This window comes from Cupriavidus consociatus (assembly GCF_017814975.1).
Taxonomy (GTDB): Bacteria; Pseudomonadota; Gammaproteobacteria; order Burkholderiales; family Burkholderiaceae; genus Cupriavidus; species Cupriavidus consociatus.
Genome location: NZ_JAGIQA010000007.1, coordinates 256335 through 271722 on the forward strand (window position 1 = coordinate 256335; position 15388 = coordinate 271722).

Annotated in this window: 12 protein-coding genes; 10 read left to right on the forward strand and 2 right to left on the reverse strand. The window is 67.9% G+C overall.

The window, feature by feature from the left end; all coding sequences use genetic code 11:
* Positions 1–26: 26 nt before the first annotated feature.
* Positions 27–557 carry a MarR family winged helix-turn-helix transcriptional regulator gene (locus J8I82_RS12645; protein ID WP_209757844.1) on the reverse strand — a complete coding sequence of 177 codons (531 nt, stop codon included), beginning with the start codon at positions 555–557 and terminating at the stop codon, positions 27–29.
* Positions 558–666: 109 nt separating this feature from the next.
* Complete coding sequence (locus J8I82_RS12650; protein WP_209757846.1) at positions 667–1326, reverse strand: ankyrin repeat domain-containing protein; 660 nt, start codon at positions 1324–1326, stop codon at positions 667–669.
* Positions 1327–1798: 472 nt separating this feature from the next.
* Here J8I82_RS12650 and J8I82_RS12655 point away from each other — a divergent pair, with 472 nt between their 5' ends.
* From J8I82_RS12655 to J8I82_RS12700, 10 genes are all read left to right on the forward strand, one after another.
* On the forward strand, positions 1799–2008 hold the full coding sequence (locus J8I82_RS12655; RefSeq protein ID WP_209757848.1) for a hypothetical protein: 210 nt from the start codon (positions 1799–1801) through the stop codon (positions 2006–2008).
* Positions 2009–2086: 78 nt separating this feature from the next.
* Positions 2087–2779 carry an intradiol ring-cleavage dioxygenase gene (locus J8I82_RS12660; RefSeq protein WP_209757850.1) on the forward strand — a complete coding sequence of 231 codons (693 nt, stop codon included), beginning with the start codon at positions 2087–2089 and terminating at the stop codon, positions 2777–2779.
* A gap of 385 nt (positions 2780–3164) precedes the next feature.
* Positions 3165–4208 carry a TRAP transporter substrate-binding protein gene (locus J8I82_RS12665; RefSeq protein WP_209757927.1) on the forward strand — a complete coding sequence of 348 codons (1044 nt, stop codon included), beginning with the start codon at positions 3165–3167 and terminating at the stop codon, positions 4206–4208.
* Between the two features lie 19 nt (positions 4209–4227).
* On the forward strand, positions 4228–4854 hold the full coding sequence (locus J8I82_RS12670; protein ID WP_209757851.1) for a TRAP transporter small permease subunit: 627 nt from the start codon (positions 4228–4230) through the stop codon (positions 4852–4854).
* Positions 4851–6788, forward strand: coding sequence for a TRAP transporter large permease (locus J8I82_RS12675; protein ID WP_209757853.1), 1938 nt, complete (start codon positions 4851–4853; stop codon positions 6786–6788). The genes J8I82_RS12670 and J8I82_RS12675 overlap by 4 nt, the downstream gene beginning before the upstream one ends.
* Before the next feature lie 62 nt (positions 6789–6850).
* On the forward strand, positions 6851–8335 hold the full coding sequence (locus tag J8I82_RS12680) for an MFS transporter (RefSeq protein ID WP_209757855.1): 1485 nt from the start codon (positions 6851–6853) through the stop codon (positions 8333–8335).
* Positions 8336–8868: 533 nt separating this feature from the next.
* Positions 8869–10284: an HlyD family secretion protein gene (locus J8I82_RS12685; protein WP_209757857.1), complete on the forward strand. Its 1416-nt coding sequence runs from the start codon at positions 8869–8871 to the stop codon at positions 10282–10284.
* 73 nt (positions 10285–10357) lie between these two features.
* Positions 10358–11710, forward strand: a complete 1353-nt coding sequence (locus J8I82_RS12690; protein WP_431831544.1) for a hypothetical protein — start codon at positions 10358–10360, stop codon at positions 11708–11710.
* A gap of 2 nt (positions 11711–11712) precedes the next feature.
* Positions 11713–13674, forward strand: a complete 1962-nt coding sequence (locus J8I82_RS12695; protein ID WP_209757859.1) for a glycosyltransferase family 2 protein — start codon at positions 11713–11715, stop codon at positions 13672–13674.
* 38 nt (positions 13675–13712) lie between these two features.
* Positions 13713–15350 (forward strand): efflux transporter outer membrane subunit, encoded by a 1638-nt coding sequence (locus tag J8I82_RS12700; protein ID WP_209757861.1) that lies wholly within the window; start codon positions 13713–13715, stop codon positions 15348–15350.
* Positions 15351–15388 lie beyond the last annotated feature (38 nt).

A 15388-nucleotide genomic window follows, 5' to 3' on the forward strand; every position in this document is an offset into this window, starting at 1 on the left:
GCGGGCATTGCGCCCGCCATTCTTGCTTACATGCTCCGCAGCACGGTGCGGCTGTACTGGTTGTTGGCTTCCACCAGGGTCGCCAGCAACTCCATGAACACCTCCCGCTGCGCCGGCTTCAGCGGCGCCAGCATGCGTTCCTGCGCGCGCGCCATGTCGGCACGCAGCGACGTGACCACGCTCTTGCCTTCGCGCGTCAGGTGGACATGGCGCGTACGCCGGTCCGCAGGGTTTTCGCGGCGCTCGACCAGGCCGCGGTCTTCCAGCCGGCGCACCACGTCCATCGTGGTGGTCCGATCCAGGCCCACTTCCTGCCCAAGCGAAGTCTGGTCGAGTCCCGGCAGCACCGACAACACGGTCAGGATGGCGTACTGCACCGGCGTGATATTGGGCGCCTGGCACTCCTCGAAGAACATCGCCACGTGGATCTGGTGAAGCCGCCGCACAAGAAACCCGGGACGTGCCCAGAGCAGTTCCTTGGCCGGATCCGCTTCCGGCACCGCAGTTGCCGTACTGCCCCTTTCACTCGTTTCGCTGCGTTTTGCTCTCGGAGACATCGCCTTCACCATTTTGTATGCACACTGACAGTATATATGAGGCACGATGGTGGCGATTCGCCTGAACGGGTCACGGTTCCTCGCGTGAATTTCCCGGAGCGCCGGTGCCTCAGCGCGCGCCAGCGGCGCCGAGAATGTGCTCGATCTGCGCATAGCCGCGCTGGCGCGCATGCTGCAGCGGACTGATGCCCTCGCCGTCGGCAAGGTTCACGTTGGCGCGCGCCTGCACCAGCAGGCGCACGATTTCGGTATGCGCGGCGCCGCCGTTGCCGAGGATGATGGCCTCGAGCAGCGCCGTCCATTTCAGCCGGTTGACATGGTCGACATCCACGCCCGCCGCGATCAGCATGCGCACGGTCTCGACATGCCCGCGTTCGGCGGCGGGGATCAGCGCGGTGCCGCCGTAGCGGTTGGTGCTGCGCAGGTCCGCGCCATGGGCCAGCGCCATGCGCAGGATCTCGTTGTGGCCGCGCGCGCCGGCGTAGAGGTATGGGCTGTCCTGGATCTCATCCCTGGCATTGACGTCGGCGCCGGCCTCGATCAGCACCTTTGCCGCTTGCACCTGGTTGTGATGCGTGGCGACCAGCAGCGCGGTACGTCCCTGCGCATCGCGGGCGTCGATGGTGGCGCCGCTGGCGAGCAGCGCGCGCACACGTGCGGTGTCGCCGCTGGCCGCGGCGGCATGGAGTCCGGTGGCCGGCGCAGCGCCGGCCGCGGTGAGCATGGCGATGACAAAGGCAAGGCAGAGGAGCAGGCGCGCGGCCAGCATGCAAGGATCTCCGTGAAGCGGATGAGAAAAAGAAGGCCATGGCCGCGCAGAGCGAGCGGCCTGGCCGCGGCATTCTGTCACGCCGGCACCGCGCGCCGGAAGTTAAGGTTCAGAATAGCGTCCAGTGCCAAAGCCAATGACTGGCCGCATGCCGCTCGCCCAAGCCCACGCCCACGGCAGGGCCATCACACTGTCATCGTTGCTGGCCGATAATGGCTGTGACACCACTGGTCGGCGCGAGGCAACTTGTAACGGCAAGCCCTGGCAAGGAACCGTGCGCCACCGGTGCCGTCAAACAAGCTAGCCGCCTGAGACCGCCTCATGCGAACGGGCACTGCGCTGCAGCATTCGTGCCGCAATGCAGCACGCGCCGCCGCAAGTGCCATTGTCTCCACGGCGCGCTTCTTCGCGCGGGCGCCGCGTGCGCCCTGCAGACTCCCAGCAAACGCCCCCTCTAGCCAAGGAGATGAACGTGCTGAGCCCGCATGAACTTGCCACGCTGCTGCTGCTGAGCGACGGCCCCGACTCCCTCGATTCGAGCGACTCCCGCCAGATCGATCCCACCGACCTGAAAGCCCTGGTCGAAAAACAGCTGGTCCAGCTTGAAGTCCTGCACGGCTGCCAGCAGGAACCGCGCATCACCAGCCACGGCTACTCGATGCTGAAAGCCATGGGACGCTGAGGCGCCCACGCCCCTCACCCACACCGGCTGACCCGCACCGCGCAGCAGCACGCACCCCGCCTTCCCACGGAGACCCACATGGACGTGCGCCCTGCAACCGGCCTTGGCGGGACAGCCTCTCCCGACACCGCGCGCCGCCAGTTCCTGCAGGAACTGGCAGGCTTGCTTGCGCTCGCCGGCATCGGCACCGCGCAAGCGCAGGCGCCGGCGGCCTGCCTGCTCACCCCTGAGGCAACCGAAGGGCCCTTTTATCTTGACGACGCGCTGATGCGCGCCGACATCCGCGACGGCCGCCCCGGCCAGCCGCTGCGGCTGCGGTTACGCGTGGTCGATGCGCAGCGCGGCTGCGCGCCCGTGCAGGGCGCGCTGGTCAGCGTATGGCACTGCGACGCCGATGGCAGCTACAGCGGCGAAAGCAGCACCAACCGACAAACCCGCTACCTGCGCGGCGTGCAGGCCACCGGCGCCGATGGCGTGGCGACGTTCACCACGATCTACCCCGGCTGGTATCCGTCGCGCGCGATCCATATCCACTACAAGGTGCTGCTGGCGCGATCGGAAGTCCTGACCAGCCAGCTGTACTTCGATGATGCGCTCAGCCGCCAGATCCTCGGCAGCCACCCTGCCTACCGCGCGCACGGCGTGCCGACGCGGCCGACCACACGGGATCCGATTGCCGGCAGCGGGCCCAGCATCGTGCGCGTGAGCCAGCCGGGAGAGTCCGGCGGCGCGCTCGAGGGCGAGTTCACGGTAGGGATTGCGCGCGCCTGAATCTTGCGGCACTGCGGCATCGGCGCCCGCGCCGCAACGCCAAAGTGAGCCAGCCCTCACCGCGCGGGTAATCCCTAGATTGTGGTTCTCTGTCCCTTTCCTACCATGAAGGTAATCAAGGGCCACCCTGCACAGCGCACGTGCAGCTTCCGGTCCGGCGCTTTCCCGATTTTCCCGACTTTTCCGGTGTTCAAGACAGTGGCGAGCTGCCTCGGCCCATGGCCAGCGCTCGCGGTCATTCCGCCCACATATGGAGGCAATCATGGCATCCAGGACGAGGAAAACAGAGGCGAAGCAGGCTGCTCCCGAAACCGGCGGCGCGGGTGGCGTCTCGCGGCGCGGCTTTCTCGGCGGCGCCGCCGGAGCAGCAGCCGGCGCTGCGGCAATGGGATTCCCCGCAGTCGTCAAGGCGCAGGGCCCGATCACCATGCGCTGGCAGAGCACATGGCCGACCAAGGACATCTTCCACGAGTTCGCCGGCGATTTCGTCGCCAAGGTGAACAGCATGTCGGGCGGCGACCTGAAGATCGAGCTGCTCCCCGCCGGCGCGGTGGTCAAGGCGTTCGACCTGATCGATGCCGTCAGCAAGGGCACCCTTGACGGCGGCCACGGCGTGATCGCGTACTGGTATGGCAAGAACTCCGCGCTGGCGCTGTGGGGCTCCGGCCCCGCGTGGGGCATGGATCCGAACATGCTGCTGGCCTGGCACAAGTACGGCGGCGGCAAGCAGCTGCAGGAAGAGATCTACCGCAGCCTGAACCTCGACGTGGTCTCGTTCCTGTACGGGCCGATGCCGACGCAGCCGCTGGGCTGGTTCAAGAAGCCCATCACCAAGCCGGAGGATTTCAAGGGACTGAAGTTCCGTACGGTCGGCCTGTCGATCGATATCTTCACCGGGCTGGGCGCCGCGGTGAACGCGCTGCCCGGCGCCGAGATCGTGCCGGCCCTGGACCGCGGCCTGCTCGATGCTGCCGAATTCAACAATGCCAGCTCTGACCGCGCGCTGGGCTTCCAGGACGTGTCCAAGGTCTGCATGCTGCGCAGCTTCCACCAGGCCTCGGAGCAGTTCGAGATCCTGTTCAACAAGAAGCGCTATGACGCCCTGCCCGCCAAGATGAAGGCGCTGATCGCCAACGCGGTGGAAGCGGCCTCGGCGGATATGTCGATGAAGGCGATCGACCGCTATTCCAAGGATTACCAGGCGCTGCAGGCGCAGGGCGTGAAGTTCTACGCCACGCCCAACTCGGTGCTGCAGGCACAGCTCAAGGTCTGGGACGAGATCGTGGCGCGCAAGGAAAAGGAAAACCCGATGTTCAAGAAGGTCAACGACTCGATGAAGGCCTTCGCGCAACGTGCCACCCGCTGGCAGAACGACACCAACGTCGACTTCCGGCTGGCGACAAGCCACTACTTCTCCAAGCGCAGCTGAGCAGCGCCGGGGGGCCATCGTGCAGCGCCTGCTGTTCGGTATCGACCGGATAAGCACGTTCGTCGGCCAGGCCGGCTCGTGGCTGATCATCGCGCTGACGCTGATGATCAGTTACGAGGTGTTCTCGCGCTACGCGCTCGGCGCGCCGCACGCCTGGGTATTCGATGCCAGCAACATGCTGTATGGCACGCTGTTCATGCTTGCCGGCGCCTACACGCTGGCCAAGCGCGGGCACGTGCGCGGCGATATCCTGTATGGCTTCCTGTCGCCGCGCATGCAGGCGGCGATCGACCTGGTGCTGTACCTGGCCTTCTTTTTTCCCGGCGTGATCGCACTGGCCTGGGCTGGCATCGATTTCTTCGAGGTCTCGCTGGCGCAGAACGAGCATTCGTCGATCGCGGCGGACGGGCCGCCGATCTACCCGTTCAAGGCGGTCATCCCGATTGCCGGCGCGCTGTTGCTGCTGCAGGGAGTGGCCGAGACCATCCGCTGCGTGCTGTGCCTGCAGCGCGGGCAATGGCCCCCGCGCGAAGGCGATGTCGAGGAAGTGGACGTCGACAAGCTCAAGGAAATGGTGCAAGGCACGCCCACGGCCGAGCTGGTCGAAACGCCCCCGCCACCCCACCACGAGGACGCCGCGCGATGAGAAAGGAACTCTGGTTCGGCGTGACGCTGATGGCACTGATTGTCGGCGCCGTGATCTGGTTCATGCCGGCGCCTGGCGACTGGACCAACGGGCACCTCGGGCTGCTGATGCTCGCGCTGATCGTGGTGGCGATCATGCTGGGCTTTCCTACCGCATTCACGCTGATGGGCATGGGCGTGCTGTTCTCATGGCTGGCCTATCGCCACGCCAATCCCGAGATCGCGGTGCAGCAGACGCTGGACCTGATGGTGCAGCGGGCCTATGCCGTCATGACCAATGACGTGCTGATCTCGATCCCGCTGTTCGTCTTCATGGGCTACCTGGTCGAGCGCTCCAACCTGATCGAGAAGCTGTTTCGCAGCCTGCACCTGGCGCTGGCCTGGATTCCCGGCTCGCTGGCAGTGGCCACGCTGGTGACCTGCGCGATCTTCGCGACCGCCACCGGCATTGTCGGCGCGGTGGTCACGCTGATGGGGCTGCTGGCGTTTCCCGCGATGCTGCGCGCGGGCTACAGCACGGCGCTGTCGGCCGGCGCGGTCACTGCCGGCGGGTGCCTGGGCATCCTGATTCCGCCGTCGGTGCTGCTGATCGTGTATGGCGCCACGGCGGGCGTATCGGTGGTGCAGCTCTATGCCGGTGCCTTCTTCCCGGGGCTGATGCTGACCGCGCTCTACATCCTCTACATCCTGGTCATCGCCAAGCTCAAGCCGTCGCTGGCGCCGCCGCTGCCCGAGGGCGAACGTGCGGTGCCGCTGCCGGCGCTGGCCAGCACGCTGCAGGCCGGCGGCGCGGTACGCGCACTGCCCGCCTTCGGCGCCGGCATGCTGCGCGCGTTCAAGGGCCCGCGCAATGCAGACGTATCCACCGCCGCGTTCGCCCGCCAATTGGGCATCGTCCTGCTGCCCGCGCTGGCCGTGGCGGTGATCATGGGCACGTTGTACGAGGCGGTGACCGCGCCGGCCGCCAGCGTCGCGGTGGAAGCGCCGCTGGCGCTTGGCGGCGCCGAGGAAGGCAGCGCACCACTGGATGACCTGCAGGCGCCGCCGGAAGAATCGCCGCTGCCGGCGCCAGACGCGCCCGCGGGCACAGCGGCACCAGGCGCGACGCCGCCCGCAACACCCGCTGCAACACCGGCCGCACAAGCCGATGCACTGCCGGCACTGGCTGCAAGCGCGGCCACGCCGACACCGCGCTGGTTCTGGATCACGACAGGGGTGGTCGTGGTGCTGCTGGCCTACTTCTATTGGCGCTTCAGCCTGGCCCGGCTGGAAATCTTCAAGATGCTGCTGGCGTCGTTCTTCCCGCTGGCGCTGCTGATCCTGGCGGTGCTGGGATCGATCGTATTCGGGCTGGCCACGCCGACAGAAGCGGCGGCGGTGGGATCGCTGGGGGGCGCGCTGCTGGCAGCCGCCTATCGCCAGCTCAATTTCCGCGTGGTCAAGGAATCGGTGCTGCTGACAGCCAAAACCAGCGCCATGGTGTGCTGGCTGTTCGTGGGCTCGTCGATCTTCTCGGCGGCGTTCGCGCTGCTGGGTGGACAGGCGCTGGTCGAGCAGTGGGTGCTGTCGCTGAACCTGTCGCCGGTGCAGTTCATGATCCTGGCGCAGGTCATCATCTTCCTGCTCGGGTGGCCGCTGGAATGGACCGAGATCATCATCATCTTCATGCCGATCTTCATCCCGCTGCTGGACAACTTCGGCATCGATCCGCTGTTCTTCGGCCTGCTGGTGGCGCTGAACCTGCAGACCGCGTTCCTGTCGCCGCCGGTGGCGATGGCCGCGTTCTACCTGAAGGGCGTGGCGCCGCCGCACGTGACGCTGAACCAGATCTTCCTCGGCATGCTGCCGTTCATGGGCATCCAGCTGATCGCGCTGGTGCTGCTGTACGTCTTCCCCGGCATCGGCCTCTGGCTGCCCACGGTGCTGTACCGCTGAAGCCGCGCGCCGCGGCGCCTATACTAGGGTCTGTTCCCATATATGGGAACAGACCCTTGGCAATGCCGAACGCAACGCCAGCCGATAGCGCGCTCGCCACCCTTCCGCTCGATACCGCATTCCGCACCGACATCCCGGGGCGGCTGGACCGCCTGCCGTGGTCGCGCTGGCACTGGCGCGTCACCATCGCGCTGGGCATTGCCTGGGTGCTCGACGGGCTCGAGGTCACGCTGGTGGGCTCGGTCGGCGCCGTGCTGGAGCGTCCGGACACGCTGGGGCTGAGCGCGACGCAGGTCGGCTGGACCGGTTCGCTCTACATACTCGGCGCGGTCATCGGGGCGCTGGTGTTCGGCCGCATGGCCGACCGGCTCGGACGCAAGCGGCTGTTCCTGGCTACGCTGGCGGTCTATATGCTTGCGACGCTGGCCACCGCGTTCGCGCCGGGCTTTGCCTTCTTTGCCGCCTGCCGCTTCCTGACCGGGCTGGGCATAGGCGGCGAATACGCGGCAATCAATTCCGCCATCGACGAACTGATCCCCGCGCGCGTGCGCGGGCGCGTCAACCTGGCGATCAACGGCAGCTTCTGGTTCGGCGCGGCATTGGGCGCGGGCCTGAGCCTGCTGCTGCTCGATGCACGCGTGCTCGGGCCGGTGTGGGGCTGGCGCGCCTGCTTTGCGCTGGGCGCGCTGCTGGCGGTGGCGATCGTGCTGGTGCGCCGGCACGTGCCCGAGAGCCCGCGCTGGCTGGCCACGCATGGGCGCCTGGAAGAAGCCGAGCGCGTGGTCGCCGCGATCGAGGCCGAGGTGCGCGCGAGCCATGGGCCGCTGCCGCCGGTCGCATCCGATTGCGCCGCGGTCGCGATGCGCCGGCGCGCCGCCCCCGGCGTGGGCGAGGTCATGCGCCTGCTGCTGCGGCGCTATCGCCAGCGCAGCACGATCACGCTGGCGCTGATGGTGGCGCAGGCGTTCTTCTACAACGCCATCTTCTTCACCTATGCGCTGGTGCTGACGCGCTTCTACCACGTGCCGGAAGCGAGAGTGGCGCTATACATCTTTCCGTTCGCACTTGGCAATGCCGCCGGCCCCTTCCTGCTGGGTCCGCTATTCGACCATATCGGACGCCGTCGCATGATCGCCGCGACCTATGTACTGGCCGGCATCGGGCTGGCGCTGACCGGCTGGGCCTTCGTCGAAGGCTGGCTCGATGCGCGCGCGCAGGCGCTGTGCTGGTCGGCAGTGTTCTTCCTGGCTTCGGCGGCAGCGAGTTCCGCTTATCTCACCGCCAGCGAAGTGTTCCCGCTGGAAATGCGCGCCCTGGCGATCTCGGTGTTCTACGCCGTAGGTACCGGCTCCGGCGGGTTTATCGCGCCACTGTTGCTGGGCGCGCTGATCGAGAGCGGCAGCCGCGAAGCCGTGGCCGCGGGCTATGGCCTCGGTGCGGCACTGGTCATCGTCGCCGGCCTGCTGGCGTTGCGTTTTGGCATCGATGCCGAACGCCTTCCGCTGGAACAAGTCGCCCCACCGCTTGCTGCGGATGACCACGCGTAACGCCTGGCAAGCGATCAGTCAGCGCCTGTCCGAAATTCTGCAGCCCGCGCCAGGCAACGATCCCTGCTCTCGCCCTGCAGCCGTCGCGCCCTCCATTGGCAACTGTCAGTATTAAGGCCGTATTAAGCTGGACTACGACCTGCCCTTACACATTCTTACAGCAAGCCAGGGGGCAACTGACTAGCCTTAACTCACGCGCGGCGGCCTGAGTCAATGATTCCTCGCGTCAACAGGCTGCCACATCGTGGCCATCGTTGCTGCCCGCAGCAGCGATGGCCATGGTTCAACGCTGCCCGAAACAGAACGGGCAAATCCACGGACCGGACCGAGGTCCGATGCAAGGTGCGCCGCCGCGGCTGACTGCCGCAGCGCGCGTGCTGCAGACAACAAGCTGAATTGGGGACTTGCAGGCCGGGCATCGCGCGACAGCCCTTGCGCGACGGCACGCGCTTGCCTGCGAATTTGCTCGTCCGGCATGCGGTGCCTGCAGCCGGGAGGGATGCTTTTGACTTGCTTGCCGGAGAACAAAGACCATGGCCGACCAGCGCAACAACCCACCGTCCCCCTCTTCCCCGCAGCCTCCGCGGCCCCCGCGCCACACTCTGGCTCCGGCGTCGCGGCCCCAGCCGAATGGCGACGGCCTGGTGCAGCGCCAGCATCCCGTGGCCGTACCACTGTGGCATATCGTGCCGCGCATGGCCGGCTATGGCGTGGTGCTGTTCATCGTGTGGGCGGTGCTGACGATGATGTTTCCAAATGTGTTTACGCGTTCATCGGAGCGTGCGGTGATCAACAGTCCCGTCAGCCTGGTGACCTCGCCGGTCGAAGGGATCGTCATGCAGCAGAAGGTGGCAGCGGGCCAGGCCTTCATCGCCAACCAGCCGCTGATGGTGGTGCAGAACCCGAACATCGACCGTTCGCTGCTGGTCGAGCTGACCGGCAAGAAGCTCGATACGCAGCAGCGCTACGATTCCGCGCGGGCACGGCTGGAATCGAATCGCCGGCTGATGGGCGCCACCGAGCAGGACCTGCAGCGCTACAACAGCGCCGCGCAGCGCGAGCATGCGACGCGCGTGCGTGCGCTGCAGGCACGGCTGGCGTCGGCCACCGCGCAGGAGGACCAGCAGCAGGAGATCGTCAATCGCAACCAGAACATGCAGTGGGCAGGCGCGGTGAGCGAGGCCTACACCAATGCTTCGCGCTACCAGTTGTCGATGCTGACCAACGCCAAGGCCGCGGTGAAAGCCGAGCTGGACAGCGCCGTCGGCGAAAGCGAAGCCTCGCGCAACAAGGTCTATGCGTCGTCGGCGGACGGCCCCAGCGCATCGCTGTCGCAACGGCGCCAGGCGCTGAGCGCCGAATCCGCGCAGCTGACCGCCGAGCTGGAGCAACTCGACGCGTACGGCAAGTCAGTCGACGAACTGCTCGCTACCGAGCAGCAGCGCATTGACCGGCTGTCCAACCTGGAGATCCGCGCGACCGAGCCCGGCACCATCGAAGACCTGATCGCGCAGCCCGGCATGCGCGTGGCAGCGGGCGCCACGCTGGCGCGCGCCAGCAACTGCGCGCAGACGCGCGTGGTGGCAGTGTTCCCGCGCAGTCTCAGCGACAACCTGTTGCCGGGTGCGCGCCTGAACGTGCATGTCGACGGGCTGCCCGCGGCGCTGCCGGCATCGGTGGCGGAGATCCTGCCGCGCGCCCCCGACGGCGACCAGGCGCGCTACTTTGTGCCATTCCCGCCGATCGAAAAGAACGAGATCTACGTCATCGCCAAGCTCGACCGGCCGCTGGGCAAGCTGCCGAACAAGCCGAATGCAGCCGCTTCGGCGACCACGGCCAGTGCGGGCGGTACCGCGCCGGCGACCTCCGGCCACTGCGGCATGGGCCGCTGGGCGCGCGTGACGCTGGATCAAAGCTGGCTGGGGCAGCTGCGGGCATCGCTGACCTGAGCCCGCCGACCTGAACGGACCTGACGGACCTGACCGTTCTGAACGTACCCGAACGGACACCACGGAGACGAGCATGATCCGACCACCGTTGTCCCCACCGCGCATGCGCCGGCTCGCCGCCGCGCTGTTGATGCCAGCAGCGCTGGCGCTCGCCCCGTCGACCGCACAAGCGCAAGCGCAGGCGCCGCAGCAAACCCTGCTGGCCGAGGGCTGCAAGGCACTGGCAGAGCGGGTCGGCCGTGAAGCCGGCACCGGCCCGGTATTCCTCGCCAGCTACGAGCCCGCGCCGGGCGGCGAGCCGCTGGCGCCGGCGCTGCGCAACGCCGCTTTCGTCTATGACAATGCGCTGGCGGGCATCGCGCTGGTCGCGTGCAGGCGCCCCGCCGAAGCGCGCCGCGTCGCCGACGCCGTGCTGCAGGCCAGCCGGCAGGATCGCCACTATCGCGATGCGCGGCTGCGCAACGCCTATCGCGCCGGCCCGCTGCCCGCCGGACCAACACCGTTGCCCGGCTGGTGGGACGAGCCCAGCAAGCGCTGGTTCGAGGACGCCTACCAGGCCGGCACCGCCACCGGCAACGTCGCCTGGGCCGCGCTGCTGTTGCTGGCCGTGCACGAAGCCACGCGCGACGCGCGCTACCTGGACGGCGCCGCGGCACTGATGGGCTGGGTCCATGCGAGCGTGCCCGATACCGGCGCGCCCGCGGCCTATACCGGCGGCTTCTTCGGCCACGAGCCCAAGCAGATCCGCCAGGGCTGGAAGTCGACCGAGCACAACGTCGATACCTATGCCGCCTTCAGCTGGCTCGCCAGCCGGCGCAACGACCCGCGCTGGCGCGACGGCGCCGCGCGATCGCGCGGCTTTGTCAATGCCATGTGGCAGCCGCGCGAGGGCCGCTTCGTGATCGGCACGAAAGACGACGGCCGCGCCCTCAATGCGGGCCCGTCCGCGCTCGATGCCGTGCTGTGGCCGCTGATCGCGTTGCCCGATCCGCCGCAGGACTGGTACCGCGCGCTGGGCTGGGTCGACGCACGCCATCGCGCCGGCGCGGGCTATGGCTTCAAGGCCAGCCCGGACGGCATCTGGACCGAGGGCACCGGCCAGGCCGCGCTGGTACTGCAGGCCGCTGGCCGCGCGCAACAGGCCCAGCCGTTGTGGCCGCTGCTGCTGTCGCAACGCGCTCCCTCGGGCATGCTCTACGCCACGCCCGATGCGCGCATCAGCACGGGACTGTCGATCGGGCCCACCTCGACCACAGAAGACTTCTACTACTTCCATCTGCCGCACCTTGGCGCCACCGCGTGGGCCGTGCTGGCGGCAGCGCGCTGGAATCCGTTCCGTCCCGGCGGCTGCCTGGACCCGTCGTGTCCGCCGCCAGCCATTGCCGCGGCCAATGCCAACACCCCCAACGCCCCTGGCAAGGAGTGACGATGTTCACCCTCTTCCTCGAGAACCAGTCGCTGCTGGCCATCAACGGCGGCGTGCTGCTGGCGATGGTGCTGCTGACGCTGCTGTGCCGCCAGGAGCGGCCGGCTGATCGCATGCTGTTCGGCGGCATCACCTTCCTGCTGCTGATGGTCTACCTGACCTGGCGCGTGCGCGAGACGCTGCCCCCATGGCAGCCGACCTTCGCCAGCGCATGGGCGCATGTTTTCTTCGCATTCGAGTGCATGACGCTGGCCTACACGCTGCTGTCGATCGTGGTGCTCGGCCGCAACAGCAACCATTCGCCCGCGGCCGATGCCGGCGAATCCGCGCTGCGCCGCGCCGCGCACGTGCCGCGCGTGGACATCTTCATCGCCACCTACAACGAAGGTCTGGACATCCTGGAAAAGACCATCGTTGCGGCGCTGGCGATCGACTATCCCGATTTCCGTGTCTGGGTGCTCGACGACACGCGCCGTGACTGGCTGCGCGAATTCTGCGGCCGCGTAGGCGCGTACTACGTGACCCGTCCCGACAATGCCCACGCCAAGGCCGGCAATCTCAACAACGGCCTGCGCTACAGCGCCGAAGCCGGCGGCGCGCCCTACATTCTGGTGCTGGACGCCGACTTCGCGCCCCACCGCAACATCCTGCTGCGCACCGTGGGCCTGTTCGGCGACCCGCGTGTGGGCGTGGTCCAGACGCCCCAGTTCTACTACAACGCCGACCCGATCCAGTACAACCTGCGGGCCACCGAGTGCTGGGTCGACGAGCAGCGCGCGTTCTTCGACGTAATGCAGCCGGCCAAGGATGCATGGGGCACGGCGTTCTGCATCGGCACCTCGTTCGTGGTGCGGCGCGACCTGATCGAGCAGATCGGCGGCTTCCCCACCGGCACCGTCACCGAAGACATCCACCTGACCTATCGGCTGCTGCGGCACGGCTACATCACGCGCTGGCTCAACGAGCGGCTCAGCGTGGGACTGTCCGCCGAAGGGCTGCCCGAGTACATCAGCCAGCGCAGCCGCTGGGGGCTGGGCACGGTGCAGGTGGCACTGACCGCCGACGGGCCGCTGCGCGGCCGCGGCTACACCGCGGTGCAGCGGCTGCATTACGTGCATGGGCTGCTGCACTGGATGTCGCGGCCATTCACGCTGATGCTGCTGGCGGGTCCGCTGCTGTACTGGTATTTCGGCGTCTCCACGCTGTACGGCGAGCCGCTGCAGTTCCTGGCCTATGGCCTGCCCGCGCTGGTCGCGTACTGGGCTTACAGCATCTGGATCACCGGCCAGCGCGCGCTGCCGATCTTTACCGAAGTCACGCAGATCGTCGCGTCGCTGGCAGTCACGGCGTCGCTGGTCAGCGCGATGTTCAAGCCGTTCGGGCGGCCGTTCAAGGTCACCAACAAGGGGCTGGACCGTTCGAAGCTGGTGATCCATGGCAAGTTCGCGGCACTGTACGCGGGCCTGCTGGCGTTATCGGCGCTGGGGCTGGGCCGCGCGCTGGTGGTTGATGCCGATGCGCAGGGGCTGGCCTTCAATACGGTATGGACCGGCGTGGCGCTGATGCTGTACCTGGCTTCATTCCTGGTCTGCGTGGAGCTGCCGCGGCCGCGCAAGGAAGAGAGGTTCCCGCATCGCGCCGCGGCCTTGCTGCGCGTTGGCGGGCGCGAATACCGCGTCACCACGCGCGACCTGTCCTGCAACGGCGTGGCCGTGACCACGCCGCTTGCTGCTGCCTTCCAGCCTGGCGCCGAGGGCGCGGTGTGGCTGGCGCAGACCGGCTGGATTCCGTGCCGCGTGGTACGGCGCGAGCAACAGTTGCTCGGCATCGCGCTGCATGCCGACATGGCCGCGCGTCACAGCCTGATCCGCCTGCTGTTCAGCGATCCCGCACACAACATCGCCCGCCAGGGCCAGCCGCGCCTGGCGATCTCGCGCTTCATGCGGCGCGCGCTGCTGGGCTGAACAATGACCACCTTTCACTGACTCTCCGGGAATCCTTCATGCCAAGCCTGAGCCGCCACTCCTTCCGCACACCACGCCTGCTGCCCCGCACCTCGGTGTTGGCGCTGTCGCTGGCGCTGGCAGCCTGCACGCTGGAGCCACAATACCAACGGCCAGACGCGCCGATTCCCTCGGCGTTTCCGGATGGCGCCGCCTATCGCACGCCGCAGGCCCGCACCGCTGCCGGCCAGCCTGGCCAGCCTGGCCAGCCTGCCCGGCCGGCGCAGCCGCCCGGACCCTCCGCCGCCGATCTCGGCTGGCGCGATGTCTTCGTCGACCCGCAACTGCGCCAGCTGATCGAACTCTCGCTGGCGAACAACCGCGACCTGCGCATAGCCACGCTTTCTATCGACGAAGCCCGCGCGCTCTACCAGATCGAACGCGCGGCGCAGTTCCCGACGGTCGAGGCCAATGCCGGCCTGGTGTCGCAACGCCTGTCGTCGCAGGTGCGCGCGCCGGGCCAGTCGCAGCAGATCACCACCTACAACGCCGGCATCGGCTTTACCGCATTCGAACTCGATTTCTTCGGCCGGGTGCGCAGCCTCAAGCATGCGGCGCTGGAGCAATACCTGGCCACCGAGGAAGCCCGCCGCAGCGCGCAGATCGCGCTGGTGGCCGAGGTTGCCAACGCCTACCTGACGCTGCGCGCGGACCGCGAGCTGCTGCGGCTGTCGCAGGACACCCTGAAGACGCAGCAGCAAGCGGCTGAGATGGTGCTGCGCGGACGCCAGGCGGGCGCGATGGCGCAACTGGACCAGCATCGCGCGCAAACCCAGGTGCAAACCGCACAGGTCGGCGTGGAACAGTACACGCGGCAGGTGGCGCAGGACGAGAACGCGCTGGCGCTGCTGGTCGGCACCCAGTTGCCGAAGTCGATCGCGGGGGGTGGCAACCCGGCTGCGGGCGCGGCGGCAGATGCGCTCGATCCGCGCACGCTGATGCAAGAGTTCCCGGAGGGGCTGCCATCGAGCCTGCTGGAGCGGCGCCCCGACATCCTCGACGCAGAACACCGGCTCAAGGCCGCCAACGCCAATATCGGCGCCGCGCGCGCGGCGTTCTTCCCCCGCATCTCGCTGACCGGCGCGCTGGGCGTGGCCAGCACCAGCCTGGCTGGGCTGTTCTCCGGCGGCATGGCCTGGTTGTTCGCGCCGCAGCTGACGGTGCCGATCTTTGACGCCGGGCGCAATCGTGCCGGGCTGGATGCCGCCAACGTGCGCAAGGACATCAACGTGGCAAATTACGAGAAGACCATCCAGACCGCCTTCCGCGAAGTGGCCGACAGCATGGCGGCGCGCGCGACCTACGAGCGCCAGGTCAAGGCGCAGGAAGCGCTGGTGCGCGAAACCAGCGAAACCCGGCGGCTGTCGGAGATGCGCTTCAAGAACGGGGTCGATGACTACTTCGGCGTCTTCGATGCGCAGCGCCAGCTCTATGCCGCGCAACAGTCGCTGGTCACGTACAAGCTCGCCGGGCTGACCAGCCGGGTATCGCTGTACAAGGCGCTTGGCGGCGGCTGGCGGGAGGTGACGGACAACACGGGCAATGGCGCCCGCCCTGCGCCACCCGGACCGGCGGCACCGGCCGCGCCGCGGGCGCAAGCGCCGGCGCCGGCGCCGGTAGCCGCCGCGCCTCGCTGAAGGACACGGCCGGATTGGCGGAATAAGAGCGCCGCGAG

Bases quoted from the DNA above. Each gene is read 5' to 3' on its own strand.
- J8I82_RS12645 (WP_209757844.1), bottom strand. From the start codon at position 557: ATGTCTCCGAGAGCAAAACGCAGCGAAACGAGTGAAAGGGGCAGTACG.
- J8I82_RS12650 (WP_209757846.1), bottom strand. From the start codon at position 1,326: ATGCTGGCCGCGCGCCTGCTCCTCTGCCTTGCCTTTGTCATCGCCATG.
- J8I82_RS12660 (WP_209757850.1), top strand. From the start codon at position 2,087: ATGGACGTGCGCCCTGCAACCGGCCTTGGCGGGACAGCCTCTCCCGAC.
- J8I82_RS12665 (WP_209757927.1), top strand. From the start codon at position 3,165: ATGGGATTCCCCGCAGTCGTCAAGGCGCAGGGCCCGATCACCATGCGC.
- J8I82_RS12675 (WP_209757853.1), top strand. From the start codon at position 4,851: ATGAGAAAGGAACTCTGGTTCGGCGTGACGCTGATGGCACTGATTGTC.
- J8I82_RS12680 (WP_209757855.1), top strand. From the start codon at position 6,851: ATGCCGAACGCAACGCCAGCCGATAGCGCGCTCGCCACCCTTCCGCTC.
- J8I82_RS12685 (WP_209757857.1), top strand. From the start codon at position 8,869: ATGGCCGACCAGCGCAACAACCCACCGTCCCCCTCTTCCCCGCAGCCT.
- J8I82_RS12690 (WP_431831544.1), top strand. From the start codon at position 10,358: ATGATCCGACCACCGTTGTCCCCACCGCGCATGCGCCGGCTCGCCGCC.
- J8I82_RS12695 (WP_209757859.1), top strand. From the start codon at position 11,713: ATGTTCACCCTCTTCCTCGAGAACCAGTCGCTGCTGGCCATCAACGGC.
- J8I82_RS12700 (WP_209757861.1), top strand. From the start codon at position 13,713: ATGCCAAGCCTGAGCCGCCACTCCTTCCGCACACCACGCCTGCTGCCC.